16 protein-coding genes are annotated in these 16,622 nt (G+C 69.9%); 11 read left to right on the top strand and 5 right to left on the bottom strand.

Annotated features, from left to right (window positions below; translation table 11 throughout):
- Nucleotide 1 precedes the first annotated feature (1 nt).
- The gene (locus tag ACWH49_RS16040) at nt 2-1,465 is read left to right on the top strand and encodes a potassium/proton antiporter (RefSeq protein ID WP_448172358.1); all 1,464 of its coding nucleotides are present in this window, start codon (nt 2-4) and stop codon (nt 1,463-1,465) included.
- Entirely contained in the window at nt 1,462-3,942 is a 2,481-nt protein-coding gene (locus ACWH49_RS16045) for a ligase-associated DNA damage response DEXH box helicase (RefSeq protein WP_448172359.1), read from the top strand. Before ACWH49_RS16040 ends, ACWH49_RS16045 begins: the two co-directional genes overlap by 4 nt.
- Nucleotides 3,943-3,954: 12 nt before the next feature.
- On the opposite strand, the gene rocF is transcribed toward ACWH49_RS16045, so the two are convergent.
- Genes rocF through ACWH49_RS16065 form a run of 4 tightly spaced genes read right to left on the bottom strand, consistent with a single transcriptional unit; the run spans nt 3,955 to nt 7,385 of the window.
- Nucleotides 3,955-4,869 carry an arginase gene (rocF, locus tag ACWH49_RS16050; protein WP_448172360.1) on the bottom strand — a complete coding sequence of 305 codons (915 nt, stop codon included), beginning with the start codon at nt 4,867-4,869 and terminating at the stop codon, nt 3,955-3,957.
- A 16-nt stretch (nt 4,870-4,885) separates the two neighbouring features.
- Nucleotides 4,886-5,791, bottom strand: a complete 906-nt coding sequence (locus ACWH49_RS16055) for an LOG family protein (RefSeq protein ID WP_448172361.1) — start codon at nt 5,789-5,791, stop codon at nt 4,886-4,888.
- Nucleotides 5,792-5,821: 30 nt separating this feature from the next.
- Complete coding sequence (locus tag ACWH49_RS16060; RefSeq protein ID WP_448172362.1) at nt 5,822-6,613, bottom strand: inositol monophosphatase family protein; 792 nt, start codon at nt 6,611-6,613, stop codon at nt 5,822-5,824.
- Nucleotides 6,606-7,385, bottom strand: coding sequence for a GntR family transcriptional regulator (locus tag ACWH49_RS16065; RefSeq protein ID WP_448172363.1), 780 nt, complete (start codon nt 7,383-7,385; stop codon nt 6,606-6,608). Before ACWH49_RS16065 ends, ACWH49_RS16060 begins: the two co-directional genes overlap by 8 nt.
- A 119-nt stretch (nt 7,386-7,504) precedes the next feature.
- On the opposite strand from ACWH49_RS16065, the gene ACWH49_RS16070 reads away from it, so the two are divergent.
- From ACWH49_RS16070 to ACWH49_RS16090, 5 genes are read left to right on the top strand one after another with little or no spacing between them, the layout of a single operon-like run.
- A complete protein-coding gene (locus tag ACWH49_RS16070) occupies nt 7,505-7,786 on the top strand; it encodes a UxaA family hydrolase (protein WP_056461788.1) in 282 nt (93 codons plus the stop codon).
- Nucleotides 7,787-7,803: 17 nt separating this feature from the next.
- Nucleotides 7,804-8,979, top strand: a complete 1,176-nt coding sequence (locus ACWH49_RS16075) for a UxaA family hydrolase (RefSeq protein ID WP_056461791.1) — start codon at nt 7,804-7,806, stop codon at nt 8,977-8,979.
- Nucleotides 8,980-8,984: 5 nt separating this feature from the next.
- Nucleotides 8,985-9,911, top strand: a complete 927-nt coding sequence (locus tag ACWH49_RS16080) for a hydroxyacid dehydrogenase (RefSeq protein WP_448172364.1) — start codon at nt 8,985-8,987, stop codon at nt 9,909-9,911.
- Nucleotides 9,911-10,918 (top strand): Ldh family oxidoreductase, encoded by a 1,008-nt coding sequence (locus ACWH49_RS16085; protein ID WP_448172365.1) that lies wholly within the window; start codon nt 9,911-9,913, stop codon nt 10,916-10,918. Before ACWH49_RS16080 ends, ACWH49_RS16085 begins: the two co-directional genes overlap by 1 nt.
- Before the next feature lie 32 nt (nt 10,919-10,950).
- Complete coding sequence (locus ACWH49_RS16090) at nt 10,951-11,904, top strand: Bug family tripartite tricarboxylate transporter substrate binding protein (protein ID WP_448172366.1); 954 nt, start codon at nt 10,951-10,953, stop codon at nt 11,902-11,904.
- Nucleotides 11,905-11,909: 5 nt separating this feature from the next.
- Here the strand turns inward: ACWH49_RS16090 and ACWH49_RS16095 are convergent, their stop codons facing one another.
- Nucleotides 11,910-12,938 (bottom strand): LacI family DNA-binding transcriptional regulator, encoded by a 1,029-nt coding sequence (locus ACWH49_RS16095; protein WP_448172367.1) that lies wholly within the window; start codon nt 12,936-12,938, stop codon nt 11,910-11,912.
- A 165-nt stretch (nt 12,939-13,103) separates the two neighbouring features.
- Between ACWH49_RS16095 and ACWH49_RS16100 the strand changes: the two genes are divergently transcribed.
- Genes ACWH49_RS16100 through ACWH49_RS16115 form a run of 4 tightly spaced genes read left to right on the top strand, consistent with a single transcriptional unit; the run spans nt 13,104 to nt 16,618 of the window.
- Nucleotides 13,104-13,925: an ABC transporter permease gene (locus ACWH49_RS16100; RefSeq protein ID WP_448172368.1), complete on the top strand. Its 822-nt coding sequence runs from the start codon at nt 13,104-13,106 to the stop codon at nt 13,923-13,925.
- Complete coding sequence (locus tag ACWH49_RS16105; RefSeq protein ID WP_448172369.1) at nt 13,925-14,707, top strand: ABC transporter permease; 783 nt, start codon at nt 13,925-13,927, stop codon at nt 14,705-14,707. Before ACWH49_RS16100 ends, ACWH49_RS16105 begins: the two co-directional genes overlap by 1 nt.
- Before the next feature lie 27 nt (nt 14,708-14,734).
- Nucleotides 14,735-15,532, top strand: a complete 798-nt coding sequence (locus ACWH49_RS16110; protein ID WP_448172370.1) for an ABC transporter ATP-binding protein — start codon at nt 14,735-14,737, stop codon at nt 15,530-15,532.
- A gap of 27 nt (nt 15,533-15,559) precedes the next feature.
- Entirely contained in the window at nt 15,560-16,618 is a 1,059-nt protein-coding gene (locus tag ACWH49_RS16115) for an ABC transporter substrate-binding protein (protein WP_448172371.1), read from the top strand.
- Nucleotides 16,619-16,622: the final 4 nt, after the last annotated feature.

The raw sequence follows: 16,622 nt of genomic DNA on the forward strand, positions 1-16,622 counted from the left end.
GATGCATGCGTTCAACCTGCTCTTGCTGGCCGGCGGGCTGCTGGTGTTCATCAGCCTGCTGGCCGGTGTCGCGTCGACCCGGCTCGGGCTGCCGTTCCTGCTCGTGTTCCTCATCGCCGGGATGCTGGTGGGAGTCGACGGGCCGGTGGGCCTGCGCTTCGCGAACGCACAGCTGGCCGCGTGGGTCGGCAACGCGGCGCTGGCGATGATCCTGCTCGAAGGCGGCATCAGCACGCGCATGGAGACCTTCCGCGCCGGGGTGCGACCGGCGCTCGCCCTGGCAACCGTCGGCGTCGCGCTGACGGCCGCGTTGGTCGGCGCCGTCGCCATGGCCGTCATGAACATCGACTGGCGTCACGGCCTGCTGCTCGGCGCCATCGTCGGTTCGACCGATGCCGCCGCGGTCTTCTCGCTGCTGCGCCAGCTGGGTGTCCGGTTGCGCGAACGGGTCTCGGCCACGCTGGAGCTCGAGTCCGGACTGAACGACCCGATGGCGGTGTTCCTGGTGCTCGCGTTGATCGCGACCCTGAAGGCGGATGCCGGATTCGGCGACATGGCGCTCCTGTTTGCGCGCCAGGCCGGTTTCGGCGCTGCGATCGGTCTCGGCGCGGGGGCGGCGGTGGCGTGGGTGCTCGGCAAGCTGCCACTGAATGTCGAGCACGGCGGCGTGCTCTCGCTGATCGTGGTCTCGGCCGGGATGGCGGTGTTCGCGACCGCGGGCCTGGTCGAGGGTTCGGGCTTTCTCGCCATCTACCTGTTCGGACTGCGGTTGCGCGCCCGGGCCGAAGCTGCATCGCACGCGGCGTCGTCCGCACTCGACGGCTTCGCGTGGGCCGCCCAGGCGACGATGTTCCTGCTGCTGGGGCTGCTGGTCTCTCCGCACGACATGCTGCTGACGCTGGCGCCGACGCTGGCCATCGCCGCGGTGCTGATCTTCGTCGCGCGCCCGCTCGCGGTCTGGCTCTGCCTGTGGCCGTTGCGGTTCCGCGGCCGCGAGCGCCTGTTCATCGGCTGGGTCGGGCTGCGCGGGGCGGTGCCGATCGTGCTCGCGCTGTTCCCGCTGATCGAGAAGGTGCCCGACAGCTACCGCTTTTTCAACGTCGCGTTCGCGGTCGTGCTCGCGTCGCTGCTGCTGCAGGGCACGACCCTGGGCTGGGTCGCGAAGAAGCTCGGCGTCGTCGAGCCGCCCGAGACGCCGCCGCCCGAGCGCCGCGCGGTGCATGGCCGGCTCACGCTCGACGCCGACCTGCCGCTCGCCGACGTGTTCGACTTCTTCCAGCTGCCGATGCCCGTGAGCGGTGGCGAAACGCTGCGCGACTGGCTGACCGACAACCTGGCCCGGGACCCGGCCGAAGGCGACAGCATCGACTGGCACGGCACGCACTTCCGGGTGATCGCCCTGCACGAAGGCCGGATCGCGCGCGTCGGACTGGCGCTCGCGCAGCGCGCGAAGACGGCCACGTGAGCGCGTCCGGGGAAGGCTGGTTCGCCACGCGCGGCTGGGCGCCGTTCCCGTTCCAGCGCGAGGTCTGGTCGGCGATGGCCGAGGGCCGCAGCGGCTTGCTGCACGCCAGCACCGGCGCCGGCAAGACCTACGCCGTCTGGTTCGGCGCGCTGGCCCGCGCCGCGGCGCTCGGCGTGCCGCTGACCGGCGTACACGCGCCGCCGCTCGGCGTGCTGTGGCTCACCCCGATGCGGGCGCTCGCCGCCGACACCACGCGTGCGCTGCAGGCGCCGCTGGAGGATCTCGGCGCGTGCTGGAGCCTCGGTGCACGCACCGGCGACACGGCATCCGCCGAGCGCGCGCGGCAGGACCGCCGGTTCCCGACCGTGCTCGTCACGACACCGGAATCGCTGAGCCTGATGCTGACCCGCGAGCACGCGCAGGCGGAGCTCGGCACGGTGCACACCGTGATCGTCGACGAGTGGCACGAGCTGATGGGCAACAAGCGCGGCGTGCAGGTGCAGCTGGCGCTCGCGCGGCTGAAACGCTGGAACCCCGGCCTCGCGGTCTGGGGCTTGAGCGCGACGCTGGGCAACCTGGCCGAGGCGATGCAGGTGCTGCTGGGCCGCGCGCGCGGCGCGCCGGCGCCCGGCGTGCTGGTGCAGGGCCGCGTCGACAAGACGATCCTGATCGACACGCTGCTGCCCGATCACCCGGGTCGCTTCTCGTGGGGCGGCCACCTCGGCAAGCAGATGCAGTTGCCGGTCGTCGCCGAGATCGAGCGCTCGTCGACAACGCTCGTCTTCGTCAACGTGCGCTCGCAGGCCGAGGCCTGGTACCAGCTGCTGCTGGCCGAGAAGCCGGAGTGGGCCGGCGTGGTCGCGCTGCACCACGGTTCGCTCGACAAGGCAGTGCGCGAGTGGGTCGAACTCGGCCTGAAGGAAGGGCGGCTGAAGGCCGTGGTCGCAACCTCGTCGCTCGACCTGGGCGTGGACTTCCTGCCGGTCGAGCGCGTGCTGCAGATCGGCTCGGCCAAGGGTGTGGCGCGGCTGTTGCAGCGCGCCGGTCGCAGCGGCCACGCGCCAGGTCGCCCGAGCCGCGTCACGCTGGTGCCGACCAACACGCTCGAACTGGTCGAGGCGGTGGCGGCGCGGCGCGCCGCCCAGGCCGGCCGGATCGAGCAGCGCGCGACGCCGGCCAAGCCGCTCGACGTGCTGGTGCAGCACCTCGTCACCGTGGCCCTCGGCGGCGGCTTCAAGGCTGCGCCGATGCTGGCCGAAGTGCGCACCGCGCACGCCTACCGCCAGCTGACGGCGGCCGAGTTCGAATGGGCGCTGAACTTCGTCGTGCAGGGTGGGGCCAGCCTCACGGCCTATCCGGAGTACCACCGCGTGCGCCTCGTCGACGGCGTGTACCGTGTGCCGGACCGCGGCATCGCGCGGCGCCACCGGCTGCAGGTGGGCACGATCGTGTCGGACTCGGTGATGCAGGTGGCATACCTCACCGGCGGGCGCATCGGCGTGGTCGAGGAAGGCTTCGTCGCGCGGCTGCGGGCCGGCGACTGCTTCGTGTTCGCGGGCCGCACGCTCGAGTACATCCGCACCCAGGACATGACGGCCTACGTGCGCCGTGCCGACAAGCCCAAGGGCGTGCTGACGAGCTGGGCCGGCGCCAAGATGCCGCTGTCGAACGAGCTGGCCGACTCGGTGCTGGAGGTGCTCGCCAAGGTGGCCCAGGGCGACTTCGGCGAACCCGAACTCGTCGCCGCGCGCCCGATGCTGGAGACGCAGCTGCGCCTGTCGAAGCTGCCGACGCCGGGCACGCTGCTGATCGAGCGCTTCAGGTCGCGCGAAGGCTGGCACCTGTTCGTCTACCCGTTCGCCGGCCGCAACGCGCACATCGGTCTCGGCAGCCTGCTCGCGTGGCGGCTCGCGAAGGACGCGCCGAACACCTTCAGCATCTCGATCAACGACTACGGCTTCGAGCTGCTGAGCGCCGAGCCGGTCGACCCCGTCCCCTTGCGCGACCACCGCCTGTTCAGCGACGACGCGCTGCTGCACGACGTGCTCGCGAGCCTGAACAGCAGCGAGCTGGCGCGCCGACGCTTCCGCGAGATCGCCCGCGTGGCCGGGCTGATCTTCACCGGCTACCCGGGCCAGCCGAAAAGCACGCGCCAGCTGCAGGCGTCGAGCTCGCTGTTCTACGAGGTGTTCGCGAAGTACGACGCCGGCAACCTGCTGCTGACGCAGGCGCAGACCGAGGTGCTGAGCCAGGAGCTGGACATCCGCCGCCTCGGCGCGAGCCTGGCGCGCATGCGGCGCCAGCGGGTGGAGTTCGTCGAGCTCGCCGTGCCGAGCCCGTTCGCGTTGCCGCTGATGGTGGAGCGCTTCCGCGAGAAGCTCTCGACCGAGAAGCTCAAGGACCGGCTCGACCGCCTGCTGCGCGACATGGAGCGCGCCGCCGACGAGGCGGCACCACCGGCTCGTCGCCCGCGCTGACCGCGCCGGATCTCAGCGCCGCATCAACGTGCTCTTGCCGAACAGGCTCTCGATCAGGTCGACCGCGACGATCGCGGTGCCGTTGCGCACGTCGAGCGCCGGATTCAGCTCCATCACGTCGAGCGAGGCGAGGCGGCCGGTGTCGGCGATCATCTCCATGCAGAGCTGCGCCTCGCGGTAGGTCGGGCCGCCCTGCACGGTGGTGCCGACGCCGGGGGCGATCGACGCATCCAGAAAGTCGACGTCGAAGCTGACGTGCAGGTGGGTGTTGGCGTCGAGCGTGGCCAGCGCCAGCTCCATCGTGTGGCGCATGCCCATCTCGTCGATGTAGCGCATGTCGAACACCTCGAGACCGGCCTGGTGCACCAGCCGCTTCTCGCCCGGATCGACGCTGCGGATGCCGATCTGCTTGACGACCTTCGGGCTGATCGCCGGGACCGTGCCGCCGATCTCGGTCAGCGCCTTCGGTCCGTAGCCGCACAGGCATGCGACCGGCATGCCGTGGATGTTGCCGCTCGGGGTCAGCGTGTTGGTGTTGAAGTCGGCGTGCGCGTCGAGCCAGAGCACGCGCAGCTTCCTGCCGGCCTCCCGGCAGTGGCGCGCCACCGCGCTGATCGAGCCCATGCCCAGGCAGTGGTCGCCGCCGAGCAGGATCGGCAGCCGGCCGAGCTGCAGCTCGGCGTACATCGCGTCGTGCACCGCCTGGTTCCACGCGACGACCTCGTTCAAGTGGCGGTAGCCGTCGACCGGCGGCAGCCACGGGTTGGCCGGGCCGGTGAGGTTGCCGCGGTCGATCACCTCGAGGCCGTGGCCCTCGAGCACCGGCCCGATGTTGGCGACGCGCAAGGCCTCGGGCCCCATGCTGGCGCCGCGGCTGCCGGCGCCGATGTCTGTCGGCGCGCCGATCAGGCTGATCTTGTCGTTCATGCGGCGATGGTAGCGATCACAGGTCGACGGCGGGCAGCTCCTTGCCGTTCTCCCTCAGCTCGAAGCCGTACTCCGCCTCGAGCAAGGCCCAGGCCTCCTCGGCGGTCTCGACGAAGCGGAACAGCTGCAGGTCGAGCGCGCTGATCATGCCGGTCTCGACCAGCAGGTCGAAGTTCAGCAGCCCGGTCCAGAACTCGCGGCCGAAGAGCAACACCGGGCGGCGCCGCGACTTGCCGGTCTGGATCAGCGTGAGCGCCTCGAACAGCTCGTCGAGCGTGCCGAAGCCGCCCGGGAAGCACACCAGCGCGACCGAGCGCATCAGGAAGTGCATCTTGCGCAGGCCGAAATAGTGGAACTGGAAGCACAGCTCCGGCGTGATGTACGGGTTGGGGGCCTGCTCGTGCTGCAGCACGATGTTCAGGCCGATGCTCTTGCCGCCGCGGTCGAACGCGCCGCGGTTGCCCGCTTCCATGATGCCGGGGCCGCCGCCGGTGACGACGTAGAGGGGCGTCTCGAGGTGCTTGGACTTCTCGGTGACGAGCGCCGCGAAGCGCCGCGCCTCCTCGTAGTACGGCGACATGCGCCGGTGGCGTTGCGCGATCGCCAGCGCGGCCTCGTCGCCGGCCGCGCTGGCGTCGTCGACCAGGCGCTGCGCCACCTCGGCGGAGACGATGCGCGCGCTGCCGAAGATCACGATCGTCGACTGGATGCCCTGCTCGTCCTGGATCAGCTCGGGCTTCAGCAGCTCGAGTTGCATGCGCACCGGGCGCATCTCCTCGCGCAGCAGGAAGGCCGAGTCGGTGAACGCGAGCTTGTACGAGCTCTCGGGGCCCTCGTACCGGGACAGGTTCTTGGCCGCGTCCTTCGCCGCGTCCTGCTGCGCGGTCGGGAAGTTGCGGCCCGTCAGGTTGTGTTTCTTCATCTGCGCGAGCTTAAGCCAAAGCTCGCCCGGTCATGCCTCGGCGAGCAGGCTCAGGAACGGCTCGTACAGCGGCGGCGTGCAGGCCATGACCGACGCGCTTTCGAGCAGCGGCCGGCCGTCGCGCGCCGTCACCAGTGCGCCGCTCTCGCGCAGCAGCACGATCGCGGCGGCAGCGTCCCACGCACCCATGTCGTGCTGCCAGAACGCGTCGATGCGTCCGGCCGCCAGGCTGGCCAGCTCCAGCGCCATCGAGCCCGAACGGCGCACGCCGCTGAACGCGCGCAGCATGCGGCCGAGCTCCGCCATGTAGACCGGCATGCGCGGGCTGGCGGCGCGCGGAAACACGGTGGCCGCGAGCGACTCGGCCGCGGTGCGTCGCGAAGCCGCCCGGATCGGCTGCGCGTTGAGGACCGCGCCTCGGCCACGGATCGCGCCGAAGAACTCGTTGCGGCACGGGTCGTAGATGACACCGACCAGCGGCTCGCCGGCCCCTACCAGGGCGATCGAGACGGCGTACTGCGGGTAGCCGCGCAGGTAGTTGGCGCGCCCGTCGATCGGGTCGACGACCCAGCACGGCCCGTCGACCGGGCCCTTGTCGCCGAGGAAATGATGATCGGGCAGGTGCTTGAGCACCACCTCGCGGATCAGCCCGCGCGCCTCGTGGTCGATCGCGGCGACCACGTCGGCCGGCGCCTGGTGCGTGATGACGATCTCCGACAGTCGCGATCGCGAGGCCTGCAGGTGCGTTCCCGCCGCGTAGGCCGCCTGCTCGGCGGCGCGCGCGGCGCGGGTGAGGTCGATGGTGCTGCTGCTGTCAGTCATGTTTGCCTGCGGGTCGAGACAAGAGATTCACGTAGTCGTGGTGCGCGGTGTTGATGATCGAGATCCGGTGCTCGACCGGCCGATCGCCGAAGGTCAGCGCGGTGCGCCGCACCTGCATCACCGGCTGGCCGTACGGCAGGCTCAGCACCCGCACCGCATTGCGGTCCGCCGCGGTGGCGCGGGCGCGCTCCTGGGCGCGCAGCACGCTGATGCCGAAGTCCGACTGGTACAGCTGGTAGATCGTGCCGGGGCGCTCGCGGAAGCGCTTCTCGGTCAGGCCCTTGAACAGGCTGGAGGGCAGCGTGAGCCGGTCGTAGATCACCGCGTGGCCCTGCAGACGCAGGCGGTTCTCGATCTGGATCACCGGGTCGCCCGTGCGCAGTTGCAGCGCCTCGGCCGGCTCGTCGTCGGCGCGCAGCCGCTCGAACGAGACCAGGTCGACCAGCGGCGCCTCGCGCAGGCCGTCGGCGCGCTCGACATGGAAGAACTGGAACAGGAACCGGTCGGTGTTGTGGGTCGCGACGAAGGTGCCGCGCCCCTGGCGGCGCACCAGGATGTGCTCGGCGGCCAGTTCGTCGACGGCGCGGCGCAGCGTGCCGATCGACACGCCCATCGCGCCGGCGATCTCGGTCTCGCTCGGCAGCGTCTCTCCCGGGGGGCAGTGGCCCGATTCGATCGCGTTCAGCAGCGAGCGCTTGACGACCCGGTACAGCGGCATGCCGGCCGTCTCGGGCGCGATGGCCTCGAACAGCGGAGCGGACACGGCTTGCATGAAACCAAGTGTACATCCATATCAATTGTGTGACCTAAGTCATCTAGATGACACGTTTGACGTGTGCTTGCGCACGCCTAAGATCGGGCCTTGTTCGAATCGCCAAACAGGAGACGCAGATGATTCATTTCGTATTGCACGACGCACACGACACCGTCGCGGTGGTTGTCGTCGAAGGGGTGAAGGCCGGCACCGACATGACCGGCTGGATCATGGACGAGGACAAGACGATCAACGTCAAGGCCCAGCAGGACATCCCGATCGGCCACAAGGTCGCGTTGAAGGACATGGCCGTCGGCGACACCGTGCTGAAGTACGGCATCGACATGGGCAAGGTCGTCGCGCCGATCAAGGCGGGCGAACACGCTCACGTTCAGAACATCAAGACCAAGCGCTGGTAAGCAGGAGACACACGATCATGTCCATCATCGACAAGAACACCACCTTCCTCGGCTACCGCCGCGAGAACGGCCGCGTCGGCGTCCGCAACCACGTCATCATCCTGCCGCTCGACGACCTGTCGAACGCGTCGGCCGAAGCCGTCGCCCACAACATCAAGGGCACGATGGCGATCCCGCACCCGTATGGCCGCCTGCAATTCGGCGCCGACCTGGACCTGCACTTCCGCACGCTGATCGGTGCGGGCTGCAACCCGAACGTCGCCGCGGTCGTCGTCATCGGCATCGAGGACGGCTGGACCAAGAAGGTCGTCGACGGCATCGCCAAGACCGGCAAGCCGGTGATCGGCTTCGGCATCGAGGGCCACGGCGACCACGAGACCATCATGAAGGCCAGCAAGGCCGCGCGCGAGTACGTGCAGTGGGCCAGCGAGAAGCAGCGCGAGGAATGCTCGATCAGCGACCTGTGGGTCTCGACCAAGTGCGGCGAGAGCGACACCACCTCCGGCTGCGGCGCGAACCCGACCGTCGGCAACGCGTTCGACAAGCTGCACCCGCTGGGCAACTACCTGTGCTTCGGCGAGACGTCGGAGATCACCGGTGGCGAGAAGATCGTCGCCGAGCGCTGCGCGACCACCGAGGTGCGCGACCAGTTCATGTTCATGTTCAACCGCTACCAGGACATGATCAACCGCCACAAGACCAGCGACCTCTCCGACTCGCAGCCGACCAAGGGCAACATCGCCGGCGGCCTGACGACGATCGAGGAGAAGGCGCTCGGCAACATCCAGAAGATCGGCAAGAAGTGCACGGTCGACGGCGTGATCGACAAGGCCGAGATGCCCACGCATCCGGGCCTGTGGTTCATGGACTCGTCGAGCGCCGCGGCCGAGATGGTGACGTTGTGCGCGGCCTCGGGCTACGCGGTGCACTTCTTCCCGACGGGGCAGGGCAACGTGATCGGCAACGCGATCGTGCCGGTCATCAAGATCTGCTCGAACCCGCGCACCGTGCGCCTGATGAGCGAGCACATCGACGTCGACACCTCGGGGCTGCTGCAGCGCGAGATCAACCTCGACCAGGCCGGTGACAAGCTGCTGGAGTGCATGCTGCGCACCGCGAACGGTCGCTTCACGGCCGCCGAGGCGCTGGGCCATCGCGAGTTCGTGATGACCCGCCTGTTCGAATCCGCCTGACCGCCATGGCGCGCATCGTCATCACGGAGTTCATGGACGAGCGCGCCGTCGACGCGCTGCGGGCGAAGCACGATGTGCTGTACGACCCGAAGCTCGTCGACGCGCCGGCGCGGTTGCATGCCGAAGCGGCGGCGGCCGACGCGATCGTCGTGCGCAATCGTACCCAGGTGCGCGGCGAGTTGCTGGCGGCGCTGGCGCGTTGCCGCGTCGTCGGGCGACTCGGTGTGGGCCTCGACAACATCGACGTGCCGGCGTGCGAGGCGCGCGGGATGAAGGTGATCCCCGCGACCGGCGCCAACGCGCTGAGCGTGGCCGAGTACGTGATCGCGACCGCGATGATGCTGCTGCGCGGCGCCTACCAGGCGACGCCGGAGGTGATCGCGGGCGCCTGGCCGCGCGCGGCGCTGAGCAACGGCCGCGAGGTCGGCGGCAAGACGCTGGGCCTGATCGGCTTCGGCTCGATCGGGCAGCTCACCGCCAAGCTGGCCCAGGGTGTGGGCATGTCCGTGATCGCGTACGACGCGGTGATGGACTCCGCCCATCCCGCATTCGCGCAAGCCGGCGTGGCGTGCGTCGGTCTCGATGACCTGGTCGCGCAAGCCGATGTCATCAGCCTGCACGTCCCGCTGGTCGACTCGACCCGCAACCTTTTCGACGCCAGGCGCATCGCCGCGATGAAGCCGGGCGCGGTACTGGTGAACTCGGCGCGGGGTGGGGTCGTCGACGAGGCGGCGCTGGCCGCGGCCTTGAAGAGCGGCCACCTCGGCGGTGCCGCGCTCGACGTGTTCGACGCCGAGCCGATGCCGGCCGGCGGCGTGTTCACCGGCTGCCCGAACGTGGTGCTGACGCCGCACATCGCCGGTGTGAGTGCCGAGTCGAACGAGCGGGTGTCGTCGCTGATCGCGCAGCGCGTGCTCGAGGAGTTGCGCTGATGGCTCGCGTCACGATGGACGAGGCGCGCGGCCTCGTCGCTGCCGCGCTGCAGGCGGCGGGTGCGAACGCCGCGATGGCGCAGGCCACCGCCCGCGCGCTCGTGCTGGCCGAGGCCCAGGGCCTGGCGTCGCACGGGTTGAGCCGCGTGCCGCAATACAGCACGCACCTGCGCAACGGCCGCGTCAACGGGGCGGCGGTGCCGGGGGTGGCAAAGAGCAAGGGCGCGGCGGCGATCGTCGACGCGCAGGAGGGCCTGGCGTTCGCGGCCTGCGAGCTGGCGGTGAAGGAGGCGGTCGCGCGCGCCCGCGAATTCGGCATCGCCATCGTCGGCGTCACGAACAGCCATCACTGCGGGGTCGTGATCGATCACCTGCGCGTGGCGGCCGAGGCCGGCATGGTCGGGCTCGGCTTCGCGAACTCGCCGTCGGCGATGCCGGCTGCGGGCGGCAGGCACCCGATCTTCGGCACCAATCCGATCGCGGCGATCTTTCCGCGCCGCGGCGACGCGGTGCCGCTGATGATCGACCTGAGCCTGAGCGAAGTCGCGCGCGGCAAGCTGATGGTTGCGGCCAAGGACGGCAAGGCGATCCCGGCCGGCTGGGCGCTCGACGCGCAGGGCCATCCGACCACCGATCCGAAAGCCGGGCTGGCCGGCTCGATGCTGCCGATCGGCGCCGTCTCGAGCCCCAAGGGCGCGATGCTGGCGCTGGTGGTCGAGCTGCTCGTCACGGCGCTGATCGGTGCGAACTTCGGCTTCGAGGCGTCGAGCTTCTTCGTCGACGAAGGCAACCGGCCGCGCATCGGCCAGACCTTCATCGTGATCGACCCGGACGCGTTGGCCGGCCGCGAGGGCTTCCTCGACCGCGTCGAGGTGCTGGTGCGCGAGATGCTGGTCGACGACGGCGTGCGCCTGCCCGGGGCGCGCCGCGAAGCGCTGCTGGTCAAGGCGCAGTCCGAGGGTCTCGAATTAGGGGATGCAGTCATCAAGAGCCTTCAGGGCCGTTAACGGAGACATCAACAGTGCAACGACGAGAATGGATGCTGGGCGCGTTGGCGGCCGGCGCGCTGCCGGGCGCAGTGTGGGCGCAGGCGACCGACTACCCGAAGGCCGGCGCCACGCTGCGCTACATCGTGCCGTTCCCGCCCGGCGGGTTGACCGACGTGATGGCGCGCCTGGTCGGCCAGCAGCTCGGCGAACGCTGGAAGGTCAACGTGGTGGTGGACAACCGGCCCGGCGGCGGTGGCCAGATCGGCGCCGATGCGGCGGCCAAGTCGCCCGGCGACGGCAGCACGCTGCTGGCGATCACGCTGACCCACGCAGCGAACTACACGCTGTTCCCGAAGGCGCCGTACAACTTCATGAAGGATTTGAAGCCGGTCGCGCTGCTGGCCGGCTCGCCAATGCTGATCGTGGTGCCGGCGTCCAGCAAGATCAAGACGTTCGCCGACCTGGTGGCTGCAGCCAAGGGTGGCAAGCTCAATGCCGGGTCCAGCGGCAACGGCACGCCGCCGCACCTGACGCTGGCGCTGTTCAACGACATCGCCAAGACCGATGTCGTGCACGTGCCGTACAAGGGCGGCGCCCCAGCGATCACCGACCTGATCGGCGGCCAGCTCGACGTGATCTTCTCGAACTTTCCCGAGTCGATCTCGCACGTGAAGAGCGGGAAGCTGCATGCCATCGCGATCTGCAGCGCGGCTCGCAATGCGGCCGTGCCCGACGTGCCGACGACCGCGGAGGCCGGCATGCCGGGCCTGCTGGTCGAAAGCTGGACCGCGCTGATGGTGCCCGCCAGCACGCCGGACGCGATCGTCGACAAGCTCGGCGCCGAGGCGCTGAAGATCATGGCAACGCCGGAGATCGCCGAGCGTGCGAAGACGCAGGGCTTCCGCGTCGATGCGCGCGGGCCGAAGGATTTCGGTGTGTTCCTGAAGAGCGAGGTCGAGCGCTGGGGCAAGGTGATCGTCGCGGCGAAGATCACCGCGGAATAGTCCGCTCAGCGGCGCGGCGCCGCCGCGGTCGAACCGCGCACCACCAGCGCGACCTCGACCTCGGTGCGCCGCGGCACGGCTTCGCCGCGCAGGGCGGCGAGCAGGCGGTCGCCGGCCGTGCGCCACATCTCCTCGGCCGGCACGCGCACCGTCGTCAACGGGGGTTGCAACTGGTTGGCCAGCTCCAGGTCGTCGAAGCCGACGATCGACAGCGCCTTGGGCACCTCGATGCCGAGGCGCTGCGCCTCGAGCAGTGCGCCGAAGGCCAGCACGTCGTTGCCGCAGAGCACCGCGGTCGGTGCGGGGGACACGGCCATCAGCTCGCGCAGGCCGTCGCGCGCGGCGGCGATGCCGTAGGGCCGCTCCGCCAGCCGGTTCGCGGGCAGTTTCAATCCGGCCGCCTCGAGCGCGCTGCGCACGCCGGCCAGCCGCGCCGTCGCGCGGTCGTTGTCCCGCGTGATGCCGGCCAGCATCGCGATGCGGCGGTGGCCCAGGTCGAGCAGGTAGCGCACGGCTTGCGCCATCGCCGCGGCGTTGTCGAAGCCGACGTTGAGCAGCGCCGGGTCGTCGGACAGCATCATCACGTGCACGCAGGGCAGGCCGCGCTGGCGCAGGAACTCGAGCAGTTCCGGGCGCTGGCCGGTGCCGCACAGCGCCAGCGCGTCGGCACCGCGCGAGACCAGGTTGACGGCCTGGCGCATCTCGGCGTCCGGGTCGTAATCGCAGGTCGCGATCAGCAGCTGCTGGCCGGCCTCCGAGAGGCGGCGCTGCAGCGCGCCGATCGCCTTGGCGAAGATCGCGTTGTCGACGGTCGGGAAGATCGCACCGATCGTTCCGCTGCGACGCAGCATCATCGAGCGCGCGCCGGCGTTCGGCACGTAGCCGAGCTCGGCGACCGCGCGCTCGACGCGCTCGCGCAGCGCCGGGCGCACGTCGTCGGGGCGGTTCAGCGCGCGCGAGACCGTCGCGGTCGACACGCCGGCCGCCGCGGCGACCGCTTCGATCGTGGGCAGGGCGCGCGACGGCGTGGACATGGCGTGACTGTACGCGCTTACACGCCCGGTTGGCGCTCCGCGCGAATGGCCGGTTTCACGGGAAAACACTGACGAATTGGTGCGCCCCGCGCCTTGACCTGGTCAGGGTGGGCATCGATACTGTAAGCGCTTACAGAAACTCGCCTTGCCATGAAAGCCCTTCAGATGAACGCTCCGCCCGCGACGCCGCCGGTGCCTGCGACGCGTGCCGCCGCCGGGCGCTCGCTCGTGACGGCCGGTCGTGCGCTTCTCGCGCTCGGCGTCGTGCTGCTGCTCTGGTACGTGTGCACGGCCGCGACGGGCTGGGTCTCGCCGAACACGTTTCCGACGCCGCTCGAAGTCGGCAGCGCGCTGCGCCAGATCGCGACCGAGGGCTACGCCAACGCCGCGCTGCTGGAGCACGTGCTGCGCAGCGTGGCGCTGGTGACGATGGGCTTCGTCGTCGCGTCGACGATCGGCATCGCGCTCGGGCTGGCGATGGGCGCGAGCCGCACGGTCGAGGCCCTGGTCAACCCGATCTTCCTGGTGCTGCGGCCGATCCCGCCGCTGGCGTGGATCCCGCTCGCCATCGTCTGGCTGGGCCTGGGCGACGCGGCCAAGATCATGGTGATCTTCTTCGCCGCGTTCGTGCCGTCGGTCATCAACAGTTTCACCGGCGTGCGCCAGATCGACCGGCCGATCTTCGAGGCTGCCGCGATGCTCGGCGTGCGCGGCCCACGGTATTGGCGAGAGGTGCTGATTCCCGGCGCCCTGCCGAGCATCTTCACGGGGTTGCGGTTGTCGTTGCAGGCGTCGTGGACCACGCTGGTGGCGGCCGAACTGGTCGGCGCGGTCGCGGGCCTCGGCCAGATCCTGAACCAGGCCTCGCAGGACATCTACCCCGCGATGATCGTCGTCGGCATGGCCAGCGTGGCGCTGAGCGGCTGGCTGATGACCCTGGGCCTGGGCTGGATCGAGCGGCGCGTGATGCCGTGGAAGGTGCGGTGATGCTGGAACCCCGCCTCGCCCCGGCGCGCTTCTGGGCGCTCACCGCCGCCGGCAGCATCGGCTTCCTCGCGCTGTGGAGCGGCCTGGCGCTGTCAGGCCTGACGACGCGCGCGTTCCTCCCTGCACCGTGGGACGTGGTCGCGCGCTTCGCCACGCTGCTGGTCGAGCCGTTCGCCGGCTTCACGTTGACGCAGCACCTGTGGTCCAGCTTTCAGCGCTTCGGCATGGGCTTCGTACTCGCAGTCATCGTCGGAATTCCGCTCGGGCTGACGATGGCGTGGTTCCGCTGGATCGACCGGATCGTCACGCCGGCCTTCGAGGCGGTGCGCTTCATCGCGCCGATCGCCTGGGTGCCGTTCGCCGCGCTGTGGTTCGGCACCGGCATCGGCGGGCCGGTGCTGATCATCTTCATGGGCGCGTTCCCGCCCGTGCTGATCAACACCTACCGCGGCGCGAAGCAGGTCGACCGCAAGTACATCGAGGCCTCGCAGATGCTCGGCGCGGGCAGCTTCCGCTCGATGACGCAGGTGCTGCTGCCGGCCGCGGTGCCGTCGATCGTCGCCGGGCTGCGCATCTCGGCGGGGCTGGCGTGGCAGTCGCTGGTCGGCGCCGAACTGATCGTCGCGTCGAGCGGGGTCGGCTACCTGATGGTCAAGGGTCAGGCCTCGGTCTCGACCGCCACGGTGATGAGCGGAATGATCGCGATCGGCGTCGTCGGCATGCTGATCGACATCGGCCTGCGCCGTGCGCAGCAGGCGATCGAGGCGCGCCGCGGCCTCTAGGACAGAACGAGCAAGGAAACCCGCCCCATGGCCATCATCCAATTCGAGAACGTCGAGCGCGTGTTCCACCAGAACGGGCAGGCGTTCGTTGCGCTGAAGGGCGTGAACCTCGAGGTGGGCGACCGCGAGTTCGTCGCCGTTGTCGGCCCGTCCGGCTGCGGCAAGACGACCTGCATGCGCATGGCCGCGGGCCTCGAGCACCCGAGCGGCGGCAGCGTCAGCGTCGACAACGAGGTCGTGCGCCACCCCGGTCCCGACCGCGCGGTGGTGTTCCAGGCGTTCGCGCTGTTCCCGTGGAAGACGGTCTGGGACAACGTCGAGTTCGGATTGATCTCGCTCGGCATCGACGCGGCCGAGCGCAAGCGCCGCATCGAGCACTACATCGAGTTGATGGGGCTGCGCGGCTACGAGCGCGCGTACCCGCACCAACTCTCCGGCGGCATGCAGCAGCGCGTCGCGATCGCGCGCGCCTATGTGCTCGACCCGAAGGTGCTGCTGATGGACGAGCCCTTCGGCGCGCTCGATGCGCAGACCCGCGTCGTGATGCAGGAAGAGCTCGTGCGGCTGGCCCGCCGCCACCCCCGCACGGTGCTGTTCATCACCCACGCGGTGGAAGAGGCGGTGTACCTGGCGGACCGCATCGTGGTGATGAGTGCCCGCCCCGGCACGATCCGCGAAATCATCGACGTGAAGACAGTCCGCGAGGCCGAGGACTGGGACCAGCACCCGCGCATCGAGGACGTGATGGACCTGCCGTCCTTCGTCCACTTGCGCACCCATGTGTGGAAGCTGCTGCGCGACCAGCACGGCAGCGACCTGCACTGATTTCAACGACAAGACCGGAGACTCACCATGACGACCCCTACGCTCGCGCGCCTGCGCCCCATCGCCCTCGTCGCGCTGCTGATCGGCGGCGCCGCCGCGCACGCGCAGCCTGCACTGACCGAGATCAAGGTCAGCTACCAGCCGGCGCTGTACTGGGCGCTGCCGTTCTATGTGGCGACCGAGAAGAACTGGTGGGCCGAGGTCGGGCTGAAGCCGGTGTTCAGCATCTTCCCGGCCGGCGTGCCGCAGATCGCGGCGGCCAATTCCAAGTCGTGGGACGTGGGCGGCACCGGGTCCGTTCCCGCCGTGCTCGGCCACGTTCGCTTCAACATCAAGACCATCGGCCTGACCAACGACGAGTCGGCCGGCAACGCGCTGCTCGTGCGCAAGGACGTCGCCGACAAGATCAGCCGTGATCCCGCCTCGATGAAAGGCCAGACCATCTTGCTGACGTCCAATTCGACCGGCGACTACGCGGTGCAGGCCTGCCTGAAGCGCTACGGCCTGGCCAAGTCCGACATGACGATCAAGAACATGGGGCAGGCCGAGATCATCTCGGCGGTCTCGTCGGGCAACGCCGAACTGGCGGGCCTGTGGGCGCCCAACATCTACACGCTCGAGGAGAAGGCCGGTGCCAAGGTGCTGTGCAGCGGCAAGGAGGCCGGCGTGGTCGTCCCCGGCGCGCTGATCGCGCGCGGCGACTACGCCGAGCAGAACCCCGAGAACGTCGCCAAGTTCCTCGCCGTCTACCTGCGCGCGTGGAAGTGGATGACCGCCAACAAGTCCGAGGCGCTCGCGATGATGAAGAAGTTCTACGAGCAGGGCGGCGTGGCCATCAGCGACGCGTCGATGAAGAAGGAATTCGACACCCGGCCGACCTTCGACCTGACGCAGCAGCTCGCCCGCCTCGACCGCTCGCGCGGCAACTCGGACGCGGACGCGTGGTTCGGCCAGATCGCGGTCTTCATGCGGGGCACCGGCGCGATCCAGACGGTGCCGCTGCCGGCCGATTTCATCACCGACACCTACCTGAAGCGCGTGCGCGCCGACGCGAAGCTGAACGAGTTCGCCAACCGCACCCGCTGAGCGG

This window comes from Rhizobacter fulvus (assembly GCF_964020785.1).

Bases quoted from the DNA above. Each gene is read 5' to 3' on its own strand.
- ACWH49_RS16040 (WP_448172358.1), top strand. From the start codon at position 2: ATGCATGCGTTCAACCTGCTCTTGCTGGCCGGCGGGCTGCTGGTGTTC.
- rocF (WP_448172360.1), bottom strand. From the start codon at position 4,869: ATGAACGACAAGATCAGCCTGATCGGCGCGCCGACAGACATCGGCGCC.
- ACWH49_RS16055 (WP_448172361.1), bottom strand. From the start codon at position 5,791: ATGAAGAAACACAACCTGACGGGCCGCAACTTCCCGACCGCGCAGCAG.
- ACWH49_RS16060 (WP_448172362.1), bottom strand. From the start codon at position 6,613: ATGACTGACAGCAGCAGCACCATCGACCTCACCCGCGCCGCGCGCGCC.
- ACWH49_RS16065 (WP_448172363.1), bottom strand. From the start codon at position 7,385: ATGCAAGCCGTGTCCGCTCCGCTGTTCGAGGCCATCGCGCCCGAGACG.
- ACWH49_RS16070 (WP_056461788.1), top strand. From the start codon at position 7,505: ATGATTCATTTCGTATTGCACGACGCACACGACACCGTCGCGGTGGTT.
- ACWH49_RS16075 (WP_056461791.1), top strand. From the start codon at position 7,804: ATGTCCATCATCGACAAGAACACCACCTTCCTCGGCTACCGCCGCGAG.
- ACWH49_RS16080 (WP_448172364.1), top strand. From the start codon at position 8,985: ATGGCGCGCATCGTCATCACGGAGTTCATGGACGAGCGCGCCGTCGAC.
- ACWH49_RS16085 (WP_448172365.1), top strand. From the start codon at position 9,911: ATGGCTCGCGTCACGATGGACGAGGCGCGCGGCCTCGTCGCTGCCGCG.
- ACWH49_RS16090 (WP_448172366.1), top strand. From the start codon at position 10,951: ATGCTGGGCGCGTTGGCGGCCGGCGCGCTGCCGGGCGCAGTGTGGGCG.
- ACWH49_RS16095 (WP_448172367.1), bottom strand. From the start codon at position 12,938: ATGTCCACGCCGTCGCGCGCCCTGCCCACGATCGAAGCGGTCGCCGCG.
- ACWH49_RS16100 (WP_448172368.1), top strand. From the start codon at position 13,104: ATGAACGCTCCGCCCGCGACGCCGCCGGTGCCTGCGACGCGTGCCGCC.
- ACWH49_RS16105 (WP_448172369.1), top strand. From the start codon at position 13,925: ATGCTGGAACCCCGCCTCGCCCCGGCGCGCTTCTGGGCGCTCACCGCC.
- ACWH49_RS16110 (WP_448172370.1), top strand. From the start codon at position 14,735: ATGGCCATCATCCAATTCGAGAACGTCGAGCGCGTGTTCCACCAGAAC.
- ACWH49_RS16115 (WP_448172371.1), top strand. From the start codon at position 15,560: ATGACGACCCCTACGCTCGCGCGCCTGCGCCCCATCGCCCTCGTCGCG.